Annotated in this window: 21 protein-coding genes and 1 pseudogene; 13 read left to right on the top strand and 9 right to left on the bottom strand. The window is 74.2% G+C overall.

Annotated features, from left to right (window positions below; genetic code table 11):
* The 6 genes and pseudogenes from AB0I42_RS29140 to AB0I42_RS29115 form a co-directional block, all read left to right on the top strand.
* Nucleotides 1-177 (top strand): annotated as a pseudogene (locus AB0I42_RS29140) (4-hydroxy-2-oxovalerate aldolase); the annotation flags it as partial.
* Nucleotides 174-941, top strand: coding sequence for a fumarylacetoacetate hydrolase family protein (locus AB0I42_RS29135; RefSeq protein WP_357542168.1), 768 nt, complete (start codon nt 174-176; stop codon nt 939-941). The pseudogene AB0I42_RS29140 and the gene AB0I42_RS29135, both read left to right, overlap by 4 nt.
* Nucleotides 938-1,393, top strand: a complete 456-nt coding sequence (locus AB0I42_RS29130) for a RidA family protein (RefSeq protein ID WP_357542166.1) — start codon at nt 938-940, stop codon at nt 1,391-1,393. The genes AB0I42_RS29135 and AB0I42_RS29130 overlap by 4 nt, the downstream gene beginning before the upstream one ends.
* Nucleotides 1,390-1,914: a 3-hydroxyanthranilate 3,4-dioxygenase gene (locus AB0I42_RS29125; protein ID WP_212818072.1), complete on the top strand. Its 525-nt coding sequence runs from the start codon at nt 1,390-1,392 to the stop codon at nt 1,912-1,914. The genes AB0I42_RS29130 and AB0I42_RS29125 overlap by 4 nt, the downstream gene beginning before the upstream one ends.
* A complete protein-coding gene (locus AB0I42_RS29120) occupies nt 1,914-2,921 on the top strand; it encodes an amidohydrolase family protein (RefSeq protein ID WP_357542164.1) in 1,008 nt (335 codons plus the stop codon). Before AB0I42_RS29125 ends, AB0I42_RS29120 begins: the two co-directional genes overlap by 1 nt.
* A 428-nt stretch (nt 2,922-3,349) precedes the next feature.
* Nucleotides 3,350-3,754: a hypothetical protein gene (locus tag AB0I42_RS29115; RefSeq protein ID WP_357542162.1), complete on the top strand. Its 405-nt coding sequence runs from the start codon at nt 3,350-3,352 to the stop codon at nt 3,752-3,754.
* Between the two features lie 46 nt (nt 3,755-3,800).
* Here the strand turns inward: AB0I42_RS29115 and AB0I42_RS29110 are convergent, their stop codons facing one another.
* Nucleotides 3,801-4,931, bottom strand: a complete 1,131-nt coding sequence (locus tag AB0I42_RS29110; RefSeq protein WP_357542160.1) for a mandelate racemase/muconate lactonizing enzyme family protein — start codon at nt 4,929-4,931, stop codon at nt 3,801-3,803.
* A 182-nt stretch (nt 4,932-5,113) separates the two neighbouring features.
* Between AB0I42_RS29110 and AB0I42_RS29105 the strand changes: the two genes are divergently transcribed.
* The 6 genes from AB0I42_RS29105 to AB0I42_RS29080 are packed head-to-tail and all read left to right on the top strand — an operon-like array spanning nt 5,114 to nt 11,117.
* Entirely contained in the window at nt 5,114-6,049 is a 936-nt protein-coding gene (locus AB0I42_RS29105) for a thiamine pyrophosphate-dependent dehydrogenase E1 component subunit alpha (protein ID WP_357542158.1), read from the top strand.
* Entirely contained in the window at nt 6,042-7,019 is a 978-nt protein-coding gene (locus AB0I42_RS29100) for a transketolase C-terminal domain-containing protein (protein ID WP_357542156.1), read from the top strand. The genes AB0I42_RS29105 and AB0I42_RS29100 overlap by 8 nt, the downstream gene beginning before the upstream one ends.
* A complete protein-coding gene (locus AB0I42_RS29095) occupies nt 7,016-7,858 on the top strand; it encodes an SDR family oxidoreductase (RefSeq protein ID WP_357542154.1) in 843 nt (280 codons plus the stop codon). Before AB0I42_RS29100 ends, AB0I42_RS29095 begins: the two co-directional genes overlap by 4 nt.
* Before the next feature lie 59 nt (nt 7,859-7,917).
* The gene (locus AB0I42_RS29090) at nt 7,918-9,243 is read left to right on the top strand and encodes a hypothetical protein (RefSeq protein WP_357542152.1); all 1,326 of its coding nucleotides are present in this window, start codon (nt 7,918-7,920) and stop codon (nt 9,241-9,243) included.
* A complete protein-coding gene (locus tag AB0I42_RS29085) occupies nt 9,240-9,536 on the top strand; it encodes a YciI family protein (protein ID WP_357542148.1) in 297 nt (98 codons plus the stop codon). Before AB0I42_RS29090 ends, AB0I42_RS29085 begins: the two co-directional genes overlap by 4 nt.
* Nucleotides 9,537-9,539: 3 nt before the next feature.
* A complete protein-coding gene (locus tag AB0I42_RS29080; protein ID WP_357542146.1) occupies nt 9,540-11,117 on the top strand; it encodes a hypothetical protein in 1,578 nt (525 codons plus the stop codon).
* Nucleotides 11,118-11,208: 91 nt separating this feature from the next.
* Here the strand turns inward: AB0I42_RS29080 and AB0I42_RS29075 are convergent, their stop codons facing one another.
* The 7 genes from AB0I42_RS29075 to AB0I42_RS29045 form a co-directional block, all read right to left on the bottom strand.
* Nucleotides 11,209-11,883, bottom strand: a complete 675-nt coding sequence (locus AB0I42_RS29075) for a response regulator transcription factor (RefSeq protein WP_357542144.1) — start codon at nt 11,881-11,883, stop codon at nt 11,209-11,211.
* Entirely contained in the window at nt 11,880-12,656 is a 777-nt protein-coding gene (locus tag AB0I42_RS29070) for a HAMP domain-containing sensor histidine kinase (RefSeq protein WP_357542142.1), read from the bottom strand. Before AB0I42_RS29070 ends, AB0I42_RS29075 begins: the two co-directional genes overlap by 4 nt.
* Nucleotides 12,657-12,760: 104 nt before the next feature.
* Nucleotides 12,761-13,840 carry a hypothetical protein gene (locus AB0I42_RS29065; RefSeq protein ID WP_357542140.1) on the bottom strand — a complete coding sequence of 360 codons (1,080 nt, stop codon included), beginning with the start codon at nt 13,838-13,840 and terminating at the stop codon, nt 12,761-12,763.
* The gene (locus tag AB0I42_RS29060) at nt 13,833-14,387 is read right to left on the bottom strand and encodes a hypothetical protein (protein WP_357542138.1); all 555 of its coding nucleotides are present in this window, start codon (nt 14,385-14,387) and stop codon (nt 13,833-13,835) included. The genes AB0I42_RS29065 and AB0I42_RS29060 overlap by 8 nt, the downstream gene beginning before the upstream one ends.
* Nucleotides 14,388-14,467: 80 nt before the next feature.
* A complete protein-coding gene (locus AB0I42_RS29055) occupies nt 14,468-15,682 on the bottom strand; it encodes a glycosyltransferase (RefSeq protein WP_357542136.1) in 1,215 nt (404 codons plus the stop codon).
* A complete protein-coding gene (locus AB0I42_RS29050) occupies nt 15,679-16,713 on the bottom strand; it encodes a hypothetical protein (protein WP_357542134.1) in 1,035 nt (344 codons plus the stop codon). The genes AB0I42_RS29055 and AB0I42_RS29050 overlap by 4 nt, the downstream gene beginning before the upstream one ends.
* A 71-nt stretch (nt 16,714-16,784) precedes the next feature.
* Nucleotides 16,785-17,501 (bottom strand): response regulator transcription factor, encoded by a 717-nt coding sequence (locus tag AB0I42_RS29045; RefSeq protein ID WP_357542132.1) that lies wholly within the window; start codon nt 17,499-17,501, stop codon nt 16,785-16,787.
* Between the two features lie 323 nt (nt 17,502-17,824).
* Here AB0I42_RS29045 and AB0I42_RS29040 point away from each other — a divergent pair, with 323 nt between their 5' ends.
* On the top strand, nt 17,825-18,667 hold the full coding sequence (locus AB0I42_RS29040) for an SAM-dependent methyltransferase (protein ID WP_357542130.1): 843 nt from the start codon (nt 17,825-17,827) through the stop codon (nt 18,665-18,667).
* Between the two features lie 122 nt (nt 18,668-18,789).
* Here AB0I42_RS29040 and AB0I42_RS29035 read toward each other — a convergent pair whose 3' ends face one another.
* The gene (locus AB0I42_RS29035) at nt 18,790-19,182 is read right to left on the bottom strand and encodes an SCO5389 family protein (RefSeq protein ID WP_357542128.1); all 393 of its coding nucleotides are present in this window, start codon (nt 19,180-19,182) and stop codon (nt 18,790-18,792) included.
* Nucleotides 19,183-19,492: the final 310 nt, after the last annotated feature.

Genomic DNA, 19,492 nt, shown 5'->3' with positions numbered 1-19,492 from the left:
GCCGGGGTGTATTCCAGTTTCCTGCGGCATGCGGAGCGGGCGTCGGACCGGTACGGGGTCGACGTGCGCTCGATCCTGGTCGAGCTCGGCCGCCGTCGCATGGTCGGCGGGCAGGAGGACATGATCGTCGACGTCGCCCTCGACCTGGTCGGTGGCGGCGGGGAGGGCAAGCCGTGACCGACCTCGCCACCATCGCCGAACGACTCGACAACGCCGCGCGGACCGCGACCGCGATCCCGCAGCTCGCCGCCGACGCCGGCATCGACGTCGACACCGCGTACGCCGTCCAGGAAGCCCTGGTCGCCCACCGCCTCGCCCGGGGCGAAACCCTGGTCGGGCTGAAGATGGGCCTGACCAGCCGGGCCAAGATGGCACAGGTCGGCGTCGACGAGGTCATCTGGGGCCGGCTCACCGACGCCATGCGCGTCGACGACGGCGGCACCGTATCGGTCGGCGGCCTCATCCACCCGCGGGTCGAACCCGAGGTCGCGTTCCTGCTCGACCGCCTCCCCGAACCCGGCGAACCCCTCGCCGACTTCGCCTCGGCGGTCCGCGCGGTCGCGCCCGCGCTGGAGGTCATCGACTCCCGCTACCGCGACTTCACGTTCTCCCTGCCCGACGTCATCGCCGACAACACCTCTGCCGCCGCGTACGTCATCGGCCCGTGGCAGCCGGTCCCGGCCGGCATCGACAACCTCGGCGTACTCCTCGAGGTCGACGGCCGGGTGGTCCAGACCGGCTCCACCGCCGCCATCCTCGGCGACCCCCGCCGCGCCCTCACCGAAGGCGTCCGGCTCGCCGGCCGCCACGGCGTACAGCTGCGTACCGGATGGGTGTTCCTGGCCGGCGCGGCGACGGCCGCCGTGCCGCTCAAGCCCGGTGCCCACGTCCGCGCCGTTGTGGAATCGCTCGGCACCGCGTCGCTGAAGGCGATCCCGTGACCGCCGGGAGCGCACCGGGCAACGGCGCCAAGGGCGGCGGGGTCGTGGCCGGCAAGGCCGCGCCGCGTGGCCGGTTCCCGCACGTCCGGGTCGCCGGCGACCTGGTCTTCGTCTCCGGCACGTCCAGCCGGCGGCCGGACAACACCATCGCCGGCGCCTCCGTCGACCCGATGGGCACCACCGACCTCGACATCCGCGTCCAGACCCGCGCCGTCATCGAGAACATCCGCGACATCCTGCACTCCGTCGGCGCCGACCTGACCGACCTCGTCCAGATCACCACCTACCTGGTCAACATGAACGACTTCGGCGGCTACAACGAGATCTACGCCGAATACTTCGACGAGACCGGACCCACCCGCACCACCGTCGCCGTACACCAACTCCCACACCCGCACCTGCTCATCGAGATCCAGGCAGTGGCCGTACTTCCGGAAGGAGCCCGCGCATGACCGAGATCGCCGAGCCGGTGAGCTTTCCCGGCTGGATCGACGAGAACCAGCACCTGCTGAAGCCGCCGGTCAACAACAAGCAGATGTTCCCCACCGGCGCCGACTTCATCGTGCAGGTCGTCGGCGGACCCAACCAGCGCACCGACTTCCACGTCGACCCGTACGAGGAGTTCTTCTACCAGGTCAAGGGCAACATGCACGTGAACCTGATGACCGAGGACGGGCCGCGTACGGTGCACATCCGCGAGGGCCAGATGTGGGTGCTGCCGGGCAACGTCCCGCACTCGCCGCAGCGGCCCGAGGCCGGCTCGATCGGCGTCGTCATCGAGCGGGTCCGCGAGGAGGGCACCCTGGAGCGCTTCCAGTGGTACTGCCTCGACTGCGGCAACAAGGTCCACGACGTGGAGCTCCAGGTACGTGACATCGTCGCCGACCTGCCGCCGGTCTTCCAGGCGTTCTACGCCGACGAGAAGGCCCGGACCTGCGACCGGTGCGGCGCGCTGCACCCGGGCAAGGGCTGATGGCCGGCCCCGTCGTCGACCTGCACTCCCACCTGGTGCCGAAGGGCTGGCCGGACCTGTCCGCCGCGTGCGGCGGCTCCGGCTGGCCCTGGCTCCGCGTCGACTCCGAACGCGCCGCCATGATCATGGTGGGGGAGACGGAGTTCCGGCCGGTCGGCCCGCCGGCCTGGGACGCCCCGACCCGACTGTCCGACATGGACGCTGACGGGGTCGACGTGCAGGTGGTGTCACCCACCCCGGTCTTCTTCTCGTACGAGCGCCCGGCCGACCAGGCCGCCAAGGTCGCCCGGATCTTCAACGACCTGACCCTCGAACTCACGTCGGCCGGCGACGGCCGGCTGGTGCCGTTCTGCCAGGTGCCGTTGCAGGACCCGGACGCCGCCTGCGCGGAGGTCGACCGCTGCCTCGCCGCCGGCCACGCCGGTGTCGAGATCGGCAACCACGTCGGTGACCGCGACCTCGACGACGAGGGCGTCGTCACGTTCCTCCAGCACTGCGCCTCGGTCGGCGCCCCGGTGTTCGTGCACCCCTGGGACATGCCCGGCGGTCCCCGCCTCGACCGGTGGATGGCCCGCTGGCTGACCGGCATGCCCGCCGAAACCCACCTGTCGATCCTCGCGCTCATCCTCGGCGGCGTCTTCGACCGGGTGCCGGACACCCTGAAGCTGTGCTTCGCCCACGGCGGCGGCAGCTTCCCGTTCTGGCTCGGCCGGGCCGACAACGCCTGGCACCGCCGCGGTGACCTCGTACGCGGAAAGTCCGAACACCCGCCGAGCCACTACGTGAACCGTTTCCTCGTCGACAGCGTGGTGTTCGAGCCGGCCGCCCTACGACTGCTCGTCGACACGCTCGGCGCCGGCCAGGTGGTGCTGGGCAGCGACTACCCGTACCCGCTGGGGGAACGCCCGGTCGGTGACGTGGTCCGCAGGTCCGACTTCCTGACCGACGACCAGCGCGACGCCATCCTCTCCGGCAACGCGCTGCGCTTCCTCGGCCGCCGCCCCTAGTCGTCCGCGCCCCGGCCGGTCCTGCCGTCCGGAGCCGAACCCGCGGGCCGGGTCCGAGAGGGGGCCCGGCCCGGCGCCAGTGGAACTGTCCTATGCGGACTCACCGCGTAGTAGGGTGATCGACGACGAGGCACATGTCCGGCGCGAGGAGCGACGAGATGGCCGACCTGCCGGCGATAACCCGTGGGACCCCCGATCAGATCCGGCGGGCGAACGATCTCCGATCGGCATGGCTCCGGCGCCACCAGCGGGCGGCGGCCATGCCCCGCGAGCTCAGACTGGTCCTCCTCGGACTCACCGACGCGACCTGGTGGATCAGGAACGACGAAACGGGACCGGACGGCTTGACCTCGGCCATCCGTCAGCGGCTCGGTCCGCACGGCCACCTGCTGGGAGCCCCGGCCGGTGCGCCGCAAGCACGGACGGCCGTGCCCGTGCAGCGAGCGAAGCCGCCGGCCCCGACGGCCCCGCCCCGGGACGACGACGAGGACTGGGACCTCGGTGGGGCCAAAGAGCCGTACACCTACACGGCGGGATTCGCGTTCATCGGCAGGGACAAACGGCCACAGGTCCGTATCGACTGCTACGTGGGCGACGAGTGGGTCTCGGAGTACGGCTACCGGTTCACCAACCGCGAGGTCACCGAGCCGACCGACAGGCGTGTCACCTGGGCGATCAAGCAGCTCGGGTTCCGGATCGAGCGCGGGTCCACCTGGAAAAAGGTCGAACACGAGGAATGGATGATCGACGTCGAGGAGACCGGCGAGCCCGGTGTGGGGTCGTTTCCCAAGGTCCAGTCGGTGGACGAGGTCGTCTCCAGAATCCTGCGTTGACCGGGGCGGCCGCCCGTTCGGGCTGCCGAGATGGCGGGACGGTCCGTCAGACGGCGTACGCGATGGAGCCGTCCGCGCGGATCGGGATGCGGGTCAGTGGCCGCCCGGTCAGGTCCTGCGGCTGCGCACCGGCCAGGTCCAGGGTCACCCCGAGCCCCGGTTCGGTTGGCACCGGCAGGTAACCACCCTCGCGGCGTACGCAGGCTCGCGCCGGCCCTTCGGCAAGCTCGTCGTCGAGTGGCGAGTATTCCTGGGTGACGAAGTTCGGGATGGCCACGTCGAGGTGCACCGACGCCATCGTCAGCAGCGGCCCGAGGCAGTTGTGCGTGACCACCGCCGCGTGGTGCGCCTCGGCGAGCGCGGCGATCTTCCGGCCGTGGCTGAGCCCGCCGGCGAGCCCGACGTCGGGGCGTACGTACTGCGTACCACCCTGGGCGAGCAGCTCCTTGAACTCCCAGATGGTGTGCAGCCGTTCCCCGTTGGCACTCGGCACCCCGAGGGCGCGCCGGGCCACCTCGGCCTGGCTGCTGATGCTGTCGATCTGGATGGCGTCCTCGACCATCAGCGGGTGGTGCGGGGCGAGGGCGGGGATGACGGCCGCCGCCTGGAGCGGGGTGAGTTTGCGGTGCAGTTCGATGAGGATGTCGACGTCCGCGCCGACGGTGTCGCGTACGGCGGCGGTGGTCTTCGCCGTTTCGGTGACGAGCCGGGCCTGTGACAGGTCGCCGTAGTTGGCCGGCAGCGGGTCGAACTTGACGGCGGTGAAGCCGTCGGCGACGGCGGCGGCGGCCTGGGCGGCGAGGGCCTCGGCGCCGGTGCCGGGCAGTAGCAGGTGCAGTCGTACCTTGTCGCGGTAGCGGCCGCCGAGCAGGTCGAAGACGGGGACGCCGAGCGCTTTGCCCTTGATGTCCCACAGGGCGATGTCGATGGCGGAGACGGCTCCGCCGAGCACCGCGCCGCGGAACGGGCCCATCCGGTAGAGGTGCTGCCAGTGGTGTTCGATGCGGGCCGGGTCGGCGCCGACCAGGTGTGGCCGGAACGTCTCGACGACGGCGTGTACGGCGGTGGGATAGCCCCAGCAGGCGGACTGGCCGACGCCGACGAGTCCGGTGTCGGTGTGCACGGTGACGAAGTGGGCGTCGCCCAGCACGACCGACTCGACCTCGGTGATCCGCATCATCGCTCCCTGTGCCGCCGGGGTCGGTGCGGCGCCTGGGAGAGCGTGCCGCACCGTGGCCGGCAATTTAAGTCCAATAACGGCCACAACCTTGCACCTGCACTCTTCCATAGCTTCGCGGCGTGGTCTAGGCTCCCCAACGAACGAGCCGCATTACGGCTCATACGATCCCAGGGGGTGTGATGGGTCTGGCGGACGACTACCGGTCGATGGCGCGGATCCGCCGGTTCGAGGAGCGGCTGATGACGCTCAAGGACGAGGGCGAGGTTCCGGGCTCGATCCACCTGTGCAACGGCCAGGAGGCGATCCCGGTCGGGGCCGCCCGGGTCCTGCGCGACGGCGACTACGTGTCGGCCACCTACCGCGGCCACGGCTGGGCGCTGGCCCGCGGCGTCGACATGGCCGCCCTGTTCGCCGAGATCATGGGACGCGACTCCGCGCTGTGCGGCGGTCGGGCCGCGTCGCCGTACCTGTCGGACGTCTCCCGGCGCTTCGTCGGCGAGAACTCGATCGTCGGCGCCGGTGTGCCGGTCGCGGCCGGGGCCGCGCTGACCGCCCGCCACCAGGGCACCGGTGACGTGTCGGTGGCGTCCATCGGCGACGGTGCGATGAACCAGGGCAACGTGCACGAGGCGCTCAACCTCGCCGCCGTACTCGACCTGCCGCTGATCCTGGTCGTGGAGAACAACGTCTACTCGGAGATGTCCCGCATCGACGACATGGTCCGGGTCAAGCAGCTCGCCGAGCGGGCCGCCGGCTACGGCATCCCGGGCACCGTCGTCGACGGCAACGACCCGGACGCCGTCGCCGCCGCGATGGCGACCGCCGTCGAGCGGGCCCGCGCCGGCGCCGGACCCTCCATCGTGGAGGCGATGACCGAGCGGCTGGTCGGCCACTACAGCGGCGACGCCCAGCACTACCGGCCGGCCGGCGAGATCGCCGACGCCCGTACCCGGGAGCCGTTGGTCCGGATCCGCGACGCCGCCGACGCCGCGCTGACCGCCACGCTCGACGCCATCGACGCCGAGGTGGCCGCCGAGGTCGAGGCCGCCGTCGCCGCCGCCCGCGCCATCGCCTTCCCCGACCCGGCGACCGTGAAGGAGCACCTCTATGCCTGAGTCGCTGCGCTACATCCAGGCCGTCAACCACGCCCTGGCCTGGGCGCTCGACAGCCGCGACGACACCGTCTACTTCGGTGAGGACGTCGCCCTGCCCGGCGGCCCGTTCGGCGCCACCAAGGGGCTGCACAAGCGGTTCGGCGACCGCCGCATCTTCGACACCCCGATCTCGGAGACCGGGTTCCTCGGCATGGCGCTCGGCAGCGCCATGACCGGCCTGCGGCCGATCGCCGAGATCATGTACGCCGACTTCGCGTTCGTCGCGATGGACCAGATCGTCAACCAGATCGCCAACACCCGCTACTCCAGCGGTGGCCGGTGGACCGCGCCGCTGGTGATCCGGCTGCAGCAGGGCTACTCGCCGGGCGCCTGCGCCCAGCACTCGCAGTCGATCGAGGCGTACCTCGCGCACACCCCGGGGCTGCGGGTGGCGCTGCCGGCGACGGCCGACGACGCGTACCAGATGTTGCGCACCGCCGTGACCAGCGACGACCCGGTGGTGGTCGCCGAGGCCCGGATGCTCTACCCGACCCGGGGCGAGGTCCGCCTCGACGCGCCGGTCGAGCCGGTCGGCGGCGCGAAGGTGGTCCGCCCCGGCACCGACGCGACCGTGGTCGCCTGGTCGCGGCTGGTCCCGGTCGCCGTCGAGGCGGCGAACCAGCTCGCCGCCGAGGGGATCGAGGTCGAGGTCGTCGATCTGCGCTGGCTCAACCCGCTCGACTTCGACACCGTCGCCGCGTCGATCGGCCGCACCGGCCGGCTCGTCGTGGCGCACGAGGCGAACCTGACCGGCGGCTTCGGGGCCGAGATCGCCGCCCGCGCCGCCGACGAGTGCTTCGCCGACCTGCGGGCCCCGGTGCGCCGGGTCGCGGCGCCCGACGTACCGATGCCGGCCGCGCCGTCGCTGCAGGCCGCGGTGGTGCCGGAGGCGGCGGCCGTGGTCGACGCGGTCCGCCGGACCCTGGCGTGACCACCGCGACCGGCCCCGGCGCGGCGGACGGCGACCCGAACGCCGCCGCCGGGGCCGGCGCGGCCCCGGCCGGGAACGCGGACGCCCGGCCCGGCCCGGCCGAAACCGGGCTGCTCGCCGGGCGGCGGGTCGTGGTCGTCGGCGGCGCGTCCGGGATCGGTCTCGCCACCACCCGCGCGGCCGCGGCCGCCGGTGCCGCCGTCGCGGTCCTCGACCTCGACGGCGACGGCGCCCGCGCCGCCGCCGCGCAGGCCGGCCCGGAGGCGTACGGGTACCAACTCGACATCACCGACGAGGCGGCGGTCGCGGCCACCCTGGACCGGGCCGCCGCCGACCTGCGCGGAATCGACACCGTGCTGCACGTCGCCGGGATCATGCGCGGCCAGGGACTCGACGTCCGCGAGGTGACCGTCGACCTGTGGGCGCGGGTCATCGCCGCCAACCTCACCGGCCCGTTCCTGGTCGCCAAGCACGCCGCCGGGCACCTCGAGGCGGCCGGCGGCGGCGTGCTGGTCTTCGTGGCATCGAAGGCGGGCATCGTGACCGGATCCGGGTCGGTACCCTACGGCGCGAGCAAGGGAGGGCTGCACGGCCTGGCCCTGACCCTCGCCCGGCAGTTGCGGCCACGCGGCATCCGGGTGCACACCCTGTGTCCGGGCGACATCGACACCCCGCTGATGCGCCGGTCACTCGACGAGGCGGCGCGTAACGGTGCCGACGCGGCGGGGGTGGCGCGGGTCCGGGCCGGGCTGGGCCGTCCCGAGGACGTCGCCGCGGTGCTCACGCTGCTCGCCGCGCCGGCGGCCGACGCGCTCGACGGCACGGTCTACACGAGCTGAGCCGGGGCGGCCGTGTCGCGGCGGCCCCGGAGCAGGCGTACGACGGAAGGGCAGGGACCTTGATCGGGATAATCGGTCCGGAGGACTCGATTCGACTCGTGCTGGCGGTCGCCGAGGCGGAGGGGCGCGCCGGCGAGGTGACCGCCCGCGCCTACACCGACCCCGAGCAGGCCCCGGAGCTGGCCCGCGAACTCGACGACCTGTGCCAGGTGCTGCTGTTCACCGGCCGGATCCCGTACGCGTTCGCGGCCGCCAACGGGAACCTGCGCGCCGAGATCGACTTCGTCCCGCACGGCGGCATCGACCTCTACCGCACCCTGTCCCGGATGCTCATCGCCGGGGCCGGCCGGCTGCCCCGGGTCAGCGTCGACACGATCGAGGCGGCGACCGTACGGGAGACGTTCCACGACATCGACGTCGAGCCGCCGACCGAGATCCGGCCGATCGCCGACGCCAACGGGCTGCTCTTCTCCGGCCTCGACGAGATCACCGCCTACCACCGGGAACGCTACGAGTCCGGCGCCGTGCAGGCGTGCCTGACCTGCCTCGGCGCCGTGCACCGGGAACTGGCCGCCGCCGGGGTGCCGGTCTGGCGGGTCGAGCACACCCGGGCCGCGGTCCGCGACGCGCTGCGCCGGGCCTGGCTGGCCGCCGAGGTACGCCAGTCCCGGGCCACCCAGATCGCCGTCATGATGATCGAGGTGTCGGCGCCGCCCGGCCGGCAGCGCGACCCCTACCAGGTCGAGCGGCAGCGGCTGCGGCTGCGCGAGGCGCTGCTCGAGCACGCCCAGCGGATGCGCGGCCGGCTCACCACCGTCGACGACAGCACCTTCGTCATCACCACCACCCGCGGCACCATCGAGGGCGCCATCGCCCGCCAGCGGGCCGGGCACGCCTCGCTGCTCGCCCTGCGCAACGTCGACCTGCCGCACACCGTCGGCTTCGGCGCCGGCACCACCATCGCCGCCGCCGAGGACAACGCCCGCAAGGCTCTCGCCCTCGGCCGCCAGGACGGGCACGTCCAGGTCGTCTTCCCCGACGGCGAGGTGTACTCGTCCGGTGACGCCGCCGTACCGCGCCGGCTGCGGGAGACCGCGCCCGGCGTGCTGCGCGTCTCCGAACAGCTCGGCCTCGGTCCACTGTCGACGCGGCGGCTGCTCGACGCCCTGCACCAGATGGACCCGGCCCAGGTGACCGCCCGCGGCCTCGCCGACGCGTACGGGGTGGAGGCCCGCTCCGCCCGCCGGCTGCTCAACGCGCTGCGCGCCGCCGGCTTCGCCGAGGAGGCCGGCGTGCACGTCAGCACCGGCGCCGGCCGCCCGCAGACCGTCTACAAGGTGCAGCTGCAGCGGCTGGTCAGCGCCCTGGACGGCGACGCGTCGTGAGGTTCGACCCGTACTTCCTGGCCACCGCGACGTTCGCCGCCGACGCCGCGACCCGGCGCGAGCCGCACCGGGCGGCCCACCTGGCACACGTGCGGGAACTGCTCGCCGGCGGCACCGCGCTCGTCGCCGGCGCGCTGGCCGACCTGTCCGCGTCGGTGCTGGTGCTGCGCGCACCCGACGAGGCGGCGGCCCGCGCGGTCCTTTCCCGCGACCCCTACTGGGCGCACGGCGTGTGGACGTCGATCGAGGTCGTGCCGTACCTGGCGGCGACCGTGGACACCATCGGGAGGTAACAGGTGACGAGAGTCCGGCCCGTCCAGGGCGTACAGGTTTCCGGCGGCGAGCATGCCCCGTACGCGGCGGAGCTGCTGCGCGCCGCGGGTCCCGACCCGCTGACGGTACGGTTCGTCGCCGACCCGGCGCTGCCCGAGGGGGCCTTCCGGATCGACGTACCGGAGAGCGGCGACGTGGTGCTGACCGGCGACCCGTTCGCCGGCCTGGTCCACGCCGCCCGCGAACTCGCCGCCCGGATCACCCCGGCCGGGCTGCCGGTCGGCGTCCACGCCGACGGGCCGGGGCTGCCGCTGCGCACCCTGTGGACCTGGGACCACTCGACCAACTGGGACGAGCGGCAGCTCGGCCAGCAGGAGATCGGGGCGCTGAACCCGTACGGCAAGGGCGCCGACGCGTTCGGCGAGGACTACCGGCGGCTGGTCGACTTCTGCAGCCGGGAACGGATCGGCGGCATCGTCGTCTACGGGCTGCTGCGCGACGCGCACGGCGGCGTCGACGCGGCCCGCGACCTGTGCGAATACGCCAACGCGCGCGGGGTGCGGATCGTCGCCGGGATCGGCGTCAACGCGTACGGCGGGATCTACTTCGACGGCCGGCACCGGTTCAACCTCGCCACCCACCTGCGGCAGCGTCCCGAACTGTCGGCCGTCCTGCCGCCGAAGGTCGGCTTCGACATCGACGAGTTCGGCGACCTGCACTTCCCGGCCAGCGAATACATGATGGCCGCCTGCCCGTCGCACCCGGACAACCTGGCCTGGCACCGCGACGCCATCGACTGGCTGCTCGACACGCTGCCGGTCGGCGGGATCAACTTCGAGACCGGCGACTACGGCAGCTGCGCCTGCGAACGGTGCGCCGCCCGCACCGGCGGCGAGCGCACCTCGTGGTCGTACGAGGCGATGCGGGCGGTCTACCCGACGCTGCTGGACACCGCCCGGCGGACCGGGCCGGCCGGGGTGCCGCTGCGGCACCTGGTCGAGGTCTACTGGGACAACATCTTCGACCTCGACGCCCAGAAGCCGCTGGCCGACCTGCCCGACGACGTCGCCTACCAGTACTGCGTCAACCGCGGCTTCTGGTACGACCACCGCGACCAGCTCACCGCCGGGCACGTCGCCGCGCTGCCGCACACCACCAACGTGCTACGCACCCACGGCGGCTCGCAGTGGAACCGGCAGCGGCACTCGCTGGTCGCCGACATGTACGCCGACATGGCCACCCGGGGCGGCGCGGCCGGGATGCGCGGGCTCACCATCTTCGCCGAGCCGTCGGCCTACCACCCGACCAACGAGATCAGCTACCTGGCGTACGCCCGGTTCACCTGGAACCCCGACCTGTCCTGGGACGACTTTTGGCGGGCCGAGGTGGTGCCCCGGCTCGGCGGCGCCGACCAGGCCGAGGCGTTCCGGGCCGGGGCGGCCCTGCTCGACGACCCGACCGCGACGGCCGGGGACCTTTCCCGGGTACGCGGGGAGGCGCTGGACGTGGTGGCGTCGACGACCGGCGAGGTGCAGCGCCGCTGGCTTTGGCTCGCCGAACGCACCGCCCGCTTCGCCCACGCCCTGACCCCGTACCGCTGACGGTCTCTCCCCGCGATCTTGCACTTGTCGCCTCCCACAAGGGACGAATGGAGGAGACAACCGCAAGATCGCGGGGACGGGCGGGGCGGGCTCAGCAGCGGGGGAGGAGCCAGTCGCCGGTCTCCGGGCTGACCAGGCCGAAGCGGACCGCGGTCGTCGCCGCCTCCAGGCGCGAGTGCGCGCCCATCTTGGTCAGCACCTGCTGGATGTGGCAGCGGGCCGTCGCCGGCGCCACCCCGAGCGTGCGGGCCAGCTTGCGGGTGTCGTGCCCGCCGACCAGCGCCCGCAGCGTCTGCCGCTCGCGCGGGGTCAGGAACGCCGCCATCCGCCGGGCCTCCTGCGCCCGGTCGTGGTTGGCCGCCCGGGGCACCGGCACCGGCGTCGGCTCCGCGGGAAAGACCGTGTCGCCGTTGTAGACCCGGTGCAGCAGGGCGGTGATCTCCCGGGCCGGCTGGCGCTTGTCGGCGACGCCGCGCACCTGCGCCTCCCGGGCGGCGGCGAGCAGGTCGGCGTCGACCCGCCCGGTCAGCAGCACGATCCGGGCGCCGGGAGCGACCCGGCGGAACTCGGCCAGCCGGGGCAGCACCGACTCGCGGCCGAACGTCACGTCGAGCAGGCAGATGTCGACCGCCTCCCGGCGCAGCACGGCCAGCGCGCGGTCGGGGTGCCCGGTGACCGCCGTGATCCGCATTCGGGCGGCGGTCAGCAGTTCGGCGAGCGACTCGGCGAACACGGTGTGGTCGTCGCAGACCAGTACCCGGATCATCGGACCGCCCCTTCCCGGTTGTTCTCCCGGGCGGCCGCCGCGTGGGCCGGGGTGAGCAGCACGACCCGGCCGCCGCCGAGCGGGCCGGATTCGATCCGTACGCCGCCGCCCCAGCCGGCGGTCAGGTCCCGCACGATCGACAGGCCCAGCCCGCCGGTGCGGGCGGCCGCCGCGTTCAGGCCGGGGCCGTCGTCGTCGACCCGGGTCACCGCCCAGCCGTCCTCGACCGCCAGGGTCACCTCGACCAGGCCGCGCGGCCCGGCGGCCCGTACGGCGTTCTGCACCACGTTGCGCAGCACCCGCCAGTACGCCAGCCGGTCGGCGTACGCCGTCAGTTCCCGCGCCCGCACCCGTACCCGGGTCGTGGTGGCCGGGGCGATCGCCTCGACCACCTCGGCGGCGACGAGGTCCAGCCGCACCGGTGCGGCCGGCCCCTCGGCCGGCGGGCAGTCGTCGTAGGCGCGCTGCAGCCGGTCGAGGCGCTCGACCTCACGCAGGATCAGGCCGGCCCGGGCCCGGCTGTGCGGGCCGACGTCGGCGGCCTCGCCGAGCAGCGTGGCGAGCAGCGAGATCGTGCCGATCTGGTGGTGGATGTCGTGGCTGAGCTGCCGGCGCCCGGCGTCCGCCGCCGCGGCCCGCCGTCGTGCCGCGGCCGTACGCGGCGCCGGTACCCGGCCGGCGGCCGGTCCCACCGCCTCCGGCCGGCCCGTCGTGCCGCCGGTCGCCTCGCCGTCCGGTCGGCCGCCACCCGCCGGCGTCCTCTCCTGGTCCACGGTTGACCCTCTCCGTGTGGGTTCGTTACCAGACGTAACGCTACAAGCGGTGATGCTGCGACTACCCAAAGCGGCGACCTTGTCCGTCATTCGTCGTATCCCGGCTACGTACGGCCGGCGCCCGGCGCCGCCGGACGCGCCCCCGCGGCGCGCTCCGGTCCCCGGGGTAAGGGGGCAGTGCTCTCGCGGGTGATCCGCGACAGCAGGGTCCAGTGGTCACGGGCCGAGTCGAAGTCGGCCGTCGTCGCCGCCACGTCCGCCACCCCCGCGACCAGCACGTCACGCCACAGTTCCGGCGGCAGGCGCAGCCGGTGCAGGGCGTCGCCGAGGTAGTCGCGCACCAGGTCCGCGAACCAGCCGCCGCCGGCGAAGGCGTACGCCAGCCCGGCCCCCCACCGGTCGGCGACCAGCCCCGGATGGCCCGGCACCCGCCGGCCCGGCCGGACGTGCCGGTCCAGGCACAGGGCGTAGCTGACCGCGAACCGGGCCACGTCCCGCAGCGGCTCGCCGGAGAGTTCCGCCGCCTTCCACTCGACCACGCCGGTGACCCGCCCGCCGGTCAGCAGCAGGTTGCCGAACCAGAACTCGCCGTGCACCACCGTGCGTGGCGTACGGTGCCCGGCCAGCCGGTCGGCCGTCGGGCCGAGCCGGTCGCGCAGCCGCCGGCCCAGCGCCGGGAACCGGTCCTCGCACTCGTCCAGCGCGTCCCACAGCAGGGTCACCGGAGCCGGCCGCCCCGCCGTCGCCTCCCACAGGTCGGCCAGCCACTCCTTGGCGGCGGCGAAGTCGGCGCGTACCGCCTTGGGCCGGGCCGTGTGCCGCCAGCCGTGGAAGCCGGCGGCCATCGGCGTACCCGGCACCGCCGTCGTCAGCAGCGCCGGCCGCCCGTCCACCGGCAGGAAACCCACCGCCTCCGGCACGCTGCCGGCGACCCGGCCCAGCGGGCGGTCGCGCAGCGCGGCGAGCAGCCGGCCCTCCCGCTGGATGCCGTCCTGGGCCGCCGCCGTGGTCGGCGCCCGCAGCACCAGGTCCGGGCCGATCCGGTCGTGGATCACGAACACGGCGTCGGAGTCCGCCGACCGGCCGCCGGTCAGCACCACCGACACCCCGGGCCGGTCCAGCAGCCGCGACAGCTCCATCCCGCCCAGCAACCGCGGCTCCGGATGCCGCGCCAGTTCAGTCACGACGTCCACCCGCCTTCTCGCCGCTCTTCCCGCCGCCCTTCTCGTTGATCAAGGAGTTGTTGTCATGATCACGACCTGGTTTGTCCGGTACATCCCCTTGATCAACGAGGGCGGCGGGGTGCGCGGGGTGCGCGGCGGCGGGACGCGTGGGGGTGTGGGTCGCGCCTACCAGGAGGCGGTCACCGGTCGGGGCGAACCGCAGCAGGCCGGGTGCGGCGCGGACCAGCCGTACGGCCGCCCACATCGGAGCGTGCCACAGCGTCACCCCGCTCGGCACGGTCAGCATCCGCGCCGTCCAGCGCAGCGCCGGCACTGTCACCTGCGTCACCGCCAGCGGGGCGGCCAGCGACGGCAGCGCCACGTACTCGACCTGTGGCCGTACCCCGGCCCGCCGGGCGAGCGGCCGCAGCCGCCGGCCCAGCAACGCCACCGGCGTACCGGGCGGCAGTTCCCGCAGTTCGCGCAGTGCCCGGTCGCGCCGGCCGGCGTCGACCACCACCGTCCCGGGCGGCAGCAACAGCCGCCACCGCTGGTCGCAGTACCTCACCCGGACATCTCCCATCGCCGTCACTCGGAGCCCGTCACCCTCACTCGAATCCCCATTCCGTCACCCGGCCCACCCGCCGGTCACCGCCACGGCCGCCCGTCCCGGTACGTGTGGTCCAGCACCCGCCCCAGCGCCCGCGGCGTGAACCGGTCGCCGATCCGCTCCCGGGCCCGGATCGCCATCCGCGCCGCCTCCGCCGGCCGGTCGAGCAGGTGCCGGACCGCGCGGGCCAGTTCCCGGGGCCGCCCCGGCGGCACCAGCAGGCCGGTCTCGCCCGGCACGACCACGTCGGGTACGGCGTCCACGGCGGTCGCCGCGACCGGCAGCCCGGCCCCGATCGCCTCGATGACCGTGCACGGCAGCCCCTCGTGCCGGCTGGCGAGGGCGAAGACGTCGAAGGCGGGCAGCAGGTCGGCGACGTCGTCGCGGTGGCCGAGCAGGCGGAAGCGCGCGGCGACCCCGCGGGCCCGCGCCCGGTCGAGCAGCCGCCCGCGGCCCGGCCCGTCGCCGACCCACACCCCCCACACGTCGTCGCCGCCGAGCGCGGCCAGCGCGTCGATCCAGTCGTCGGGTGCCTTCTGCCGGCCGACCCGCCCGACGGTGCCGACGACCCGGACGCCGGGCGGTACGCCGAGCGCGAGCCGGGCCAGCCCCCGGGCGGTGCTGCCGGGCGCCCGCCACACCGGTTCGACGGCGGGCATGATGGTGCGGATCCGGTCCGGGGCGGCCACCCCGTGCCGGATCGCCGCGGCGGCGACCGCCGGGCCGACCGCCAGGAACGCGTGCGTACGCCGGGCCAGCCAGCGTTCGGCAGTCAGGTGCGCCCGTCGGCGCCAGCCCGCCTGGAACGGGTGGAACGGCAGGCCGTGGAAGGTGTGCACGACGCGGGGCGTGCCGGCCCGGTCGGCGGCGGCCCGGCCGAGCGCGCCGGCCTTCGCGGTGTGCGTGTGTACGACGTCGTAGCCGCCGTCGGTGATGATCCGGGTCAGTGCCGCCAGCGCCGTCCGGTCGGCGCGCGGCGCGACCCCGGGCACCAGGGCCGGCACCCGGGCCACGTCGAAACCCGCCGTGTACGCCTGCCCCAGCAGGTCGCCGGGCGGCACCTCCTTGACCGCCTCGGCTCCGAACAGGACGTCGTCACCGCCCGGGTCGTCACCGGGCGTGCGACCGCCGGCGACGAGGGTGATCTCGTAGCGGGCGGGGTCGAGCGCGAGCGCACCGCGCAGGGTGACCCCGCCGGCCCCGTCGGCCAGCCGGGTGATCATCAGGGCGACCCGCAGCCGGCACCGCGTCACCGGCCCGCCCCGGCCGGCACACCGGCTTCGACGGCCCGGCCGGCACCCCGGGGCAGCCCGGACCGGGCGGCGGTGCCGGCGGCACACAGTTCCGACATCGACATCCGGCCGCCGCGGCGCAGGCCGATCCGCAGGCAGGGCAGCCGCTGGGCGTGCGCCTGCGCGATGTCGGCGACGGCCGGCTGGGCGTCCCCGAGGCCGGTCGCCGACGCCAGCGTGGCGGCGAATCCCCAGTAGCCGGCGAGACGCGGGGCGGCGTAGGTGGTGGCGACCAGCGACCGGGCCGCCTCGTCGGCCTTGGCCTCCTCGATCGTGGTCCACAGCGCCTCCTCGACCACCACGACCCGGTCGGGGGCCAGTTCGGCGACCCGCAGCGCGGTGGCCGGCCGCCGGTCCGGCAGCCACCGGCCGGCGGATCCGTCGTCCGCGCCGGCGCCGGCCCCGGCGGCCGGGTGCGCCTCGGCCAGGCCGAAGCAGCGCTCGTCGTCGGCGACGCACAGTTCGGGGGAGGTGACCGGTCCGGTGGTCAGCGCGGTCGCGACGATCCGGGACCGGCCCAGCTCGCCGGCGCCGACCAGCATCGGGGTGCCGGCCGGACCGCGTACGACGGTGGCGAGCAGCGGCACCCGGCCGCGCCAGCCGGCCCGCCACAGCACGGGGTAGTCGACCAGGACGGCGGCGGCGAGCCGGCGCGCGGCGTCGCCGTACAGCCGGTTGGCCAGCCGGGCCGCCGGCCGGGGCCGGTAGCGGGCGACGACCTCGAGCTCGTCGCCGGCCACCACGGTCAGGTCGAAGCCGGAGCCGGCGGCGTCGCGCAGGACGGTCCGCTCGCCGTCGGACCACGCGTCGTCGCCGACCCGGCGCAGGCCGCGCACGTCGAAGGCCGACCGGTTCGGCTGCACCCGCAGCCGCACCGTGGGCGCGGCCGGCCCGGGCGGGGCCACCAGGCCGACGGTACGGCCGACGAGCCGGCGTACCCACGCCGGCCCGGGTTCGACCCCGACGATCTCGCCACCCGATCTGAACAGCATCGATGGATTCCCTTCCGGTGGGGAGGACGGCCGGCCGGCGCGGTCCGGTCGGCGGGCGGTGCTGACGGGATTCAGTGGTCGGTGGCCCGCATGCCGCTGCGCAGCGCCAGGGCGACCGACTCCAGCGTCGAGTGCACGCCGAGCTTGGAGAGCATGTTCTGGGTGTGGGTACGCACGGTGTTGGTGGACAGGTGCAGCCGGGCGGCGATCTGCACGCGGCTGAACCCGTCGACCATGGCCTGCAGCACCTCGCGCTCGCGCGGGGTCAGCACGGCCAGCGGGTCGGCCTGCTGCGGTTCGAGACCGACCAGGGTGTTGAGCACCTGGCCGAGCACGTCCGGCGGCACCCACGCCTCGCCGCGGGTCACCCCCCGGATGGCCCGGACGAGCTGCTCGGGCTTGACGGTCTTGGGCAGCCAGGCGCGTACGCCGCCCTGCAGCGCCGACACCACCGAGTTCGGCGCGTCGACGCCGGTGAGCATCACGACCCGGGTGGTCGGGGAGGCTTCCCGGGCGAAGCCGGCCAGCGCGACCGCGCTGTCGTTGCTGAAGGCCATGTCGAGCACGAGTACGGCCGGGTGGTCCCGGGAGATCCGGGCCCGCACCTGCTCCGCGTTGTACGCGACCCGGACCGGACGCAGGTCCGGCTCGCGGGACAGCCGGGTCTGCAGCGCCTCGGCGAACAGCGCGTGGTCGTCGGCGAGCAGGACGGAGATGTCGCCGACATCCGGGGCCGCCCGCCGCATCCGCGGCAGGTCGGTGGAGACGTGCACAGGAATGACGCCCATGTCAATGGCGTACTCCTTTCGTGCGCGTTCCGCTGGCGAATGCGCCGAAGCAACATCGATGTACGAGAACGGGCCTACGCAAAACGCATGAACCGTGTCATCCAGCTCGGTCCACGTCGTTACATTGACCGCGTGGACCGTGCGGTCGTCCCTGGCATCCCGCGGCCGGCACCACGACCGCCGTCGTACGGCGGTGTTCCGCAGTCCGGTGCGGAGGGCGTGGCCGGCGGCGCGTCGTCGGCCACGCCGGCCCGGCCCGGCGACCGTCCACTTCGACCGGCGCGGGTCCCACGGCGTTCCGCCGGGCGGCTAACCTGTCGGGCGTGGCGGCGCGGTCCACCGTCGACCGCCGGCCGGTCGCCCACGTCGCCGCAGACGGAGGCGTGGCAATGTCCGACCTGCCCACGGCGGGAGCGGGTGCCGATCCCGCGGCTGCGCCGCAGGTGCCCAGCACCGCCCGGATGATCGACCACTGGCTCGGCGGCACCGACCACTTCCCGGTCGACGTGGCGGCCGCCCGCGCCTTCGAGGGGGCGTACGGGCCCTGCGCCGAGATCTTCCGGTCGCTGCGCGGCTTTCTCGGCCGTACGGTCCGGCACCTGGGCGCCGCCGGCGTCGACAGCTTCCTCGTCTTCGGGGCCGGCGTGCCGACCCGGGGCAACGTGCACGAGGTCGCCCCGGCCGCATCGGTCCTCTACACCGACATCGACCCGGTCACGATCGCGCTCGGGCAGCGGATCCTGGCCGGCAGCGACCGGGCGGCCTACACGTACGGCGACGCGACGGACCTGTCGACGATCGACCCGGCGCTGCTGGGCCGGTACGTACCCGGGTGGGGCCGGGCGCCGGTCGGGGTGGTGTTCCTCGGGCTCGCCGCGTTCCTCGACGACGCCACGCTGGCCCGGACCCTCGACGACCTGTACGCCGCCGTCCCGGCCGGCAGCCGGCTCGCGTTCGACTTCGACGGCATGGAACTGGCCGGCCATCCGCAGGCGCTGGCGCTGATGGGGGAGGGGTTCCACATGCGTGATCCGGCCGCGTTCCCCGACCTGCTCGGCCGGTGGCGGCCGACCGCCGACGGGATCGCCCCGGTCGCCCTCTGGCGCCCGGACGGCCCGCCGGAGGACGTCCCGGACGCCTTCCACGGCGGCGTCGCGGTGAAGTAGGGGCGGGTTCGGCCGGCCCGGAGGGGCGCCGTCAGGCGGGTTCGGCCGGCCCGGAGAGAGCGCTGCGGGCGGGTTCGGCCCGGCTGGAAATGGCGCCCGGCGGGTGGAGGCCCGCCGGGCGGTCAGCAGTCGCGCAGCTCGGGCGTCTGGTTGAGCAGTTGCCCACGGAACGAGACGAACCGCTGGTAGGTGGGGCCGTAGGCGGCCGACGGCCGGAACGCGGCGACCCGGTGGCAGTTCTGGAAGGCCAGCTTGACCTGGAAGTGCCGTTCGAGGCCGGTGCGGATGGCGTCGCTGGCCAGGGCGCGCAGCAGTTGGCCGCGCTCGGCCTCGCCGGGCGGCGGGACGACGTTGTCGGCATAGTCCGCGTCGTCGGCGCGTAGTTCGGCGACCACCCGGCTGACGGTCTCCCAGGCGTACGGCAGGGAGGTGCGGACGCACTCGATGAACGCCTCGTCGTCGACCTCGCCGTACTCGGCGGCCTCCAGCAGTGTGGTGGGAACGGTGAGCGACATGGTCCTCCTCGGGTGACGCGCATCCTGCTGGCTTTGGGTAGCCGATCGAGGACATCACGTGACTGTCACTCACGTCAATTCCTTCGCTCGATAGTGATTGGCCTATTGTCCTAGGATGCCCTACGGGGAGTGACGTACCGCACCCCGGCACCGCCGCGTCGCGGCGTACCCGGCAGCGGGAGAGGGGTCGGTTATAGTGGCTGCGCAACTGATCAGGACGGACGGCGACGCTGACGGCATCACCGCCACCGCCGTCCAGAGGCAGCCGTCATCCAGGCCCGTCACCACCCATGTCCAGAGGCGCCCGGAG

This window comes from Polymorphospora sp. NPDC050346 (assembly GCF_040655695.1).
Lineage (GTDB): Bacteria > Actinomycetota > Actinomycetes > Mycobacteriales > Micromonosporaceae > Polymorphospora > Polymorphospora lycopeni.
This window is presented reverse-complemented; position numbering and strand designations above follow the sequence as displayed.

What these genes read in the sequence shown, in the direction of transcription:
- AB0I42_RS29125 (WP_212818072.1), top strand. Translation starts at nt 1,390, where the DNA reads ATGACCGAGATCGCCGAGCCGGTGAGCTTTCCCGGCTGGATCGACGAG.
- AB0I42_RS29120 (WP_357542164.1), top strand. Translation starts at nt 1,914, where the DNA reads ATGGCCGGCCCCGTCGTCGACCTGCACTCCCACCTGGTGCCGAAGGGC.
- AB0I42_RS29110 (WP_357542160.1), bottom strand. Translation starts at nt 4,931, where the DNA reads ATGCGGATCACCGAGGTCGAGTCGGTCGTGCTGGGCGACGCCCACTTC.
- AB0I42_RS29105 (WP_357542158.1), top strand. Translation starts at nt 5,114, where the DNA reads ATGGGTCTGGCGGACGACTACCGGTCGATGGCGCGGATCCGCCGGTTC.
- AB0I42_RS29100 (WP_357542156.1), top strand. Translation starts at nt 6,042, where the DNA reads ATGCCTGAGTCGCTGCGCTACATCCAGGCCGTCAACCACGCCCTGGCC.
- AB0I42_RS29075 (WP_357542144.1), bottom strand. Translation starts at nt 11,883, where the DNA reads ATGATCCGGGTACTGGTCTGCGACGACCACACCGTGTTCGCCGAGTCG.
- AB0I42_RS29050 (WP_357542134.1), bottom strand. Translation starts at nt 16,713, where the DNA reads ATGCTGTTCAGATCGGGTGGCGAGATCGTCGGGGTCGAACCCGGGCCG.
- AB0I42_RS29045 (WP_357542132.1), bottom strand. Translation starts at nt 17,501, where the DNA reads ATGGGCGTCATTCCTGTGCACGTCTCCACCGACCTGCCGCGGATGCGG.
- AB0I42_RS29035 (WP_357542128.1), bottom strand. Translation starts at nt 19,182, where the DNA reads ATGTCGCTCACCGTTCCCACCACACTGCTGGAGGCCGCCGAGTACGGC.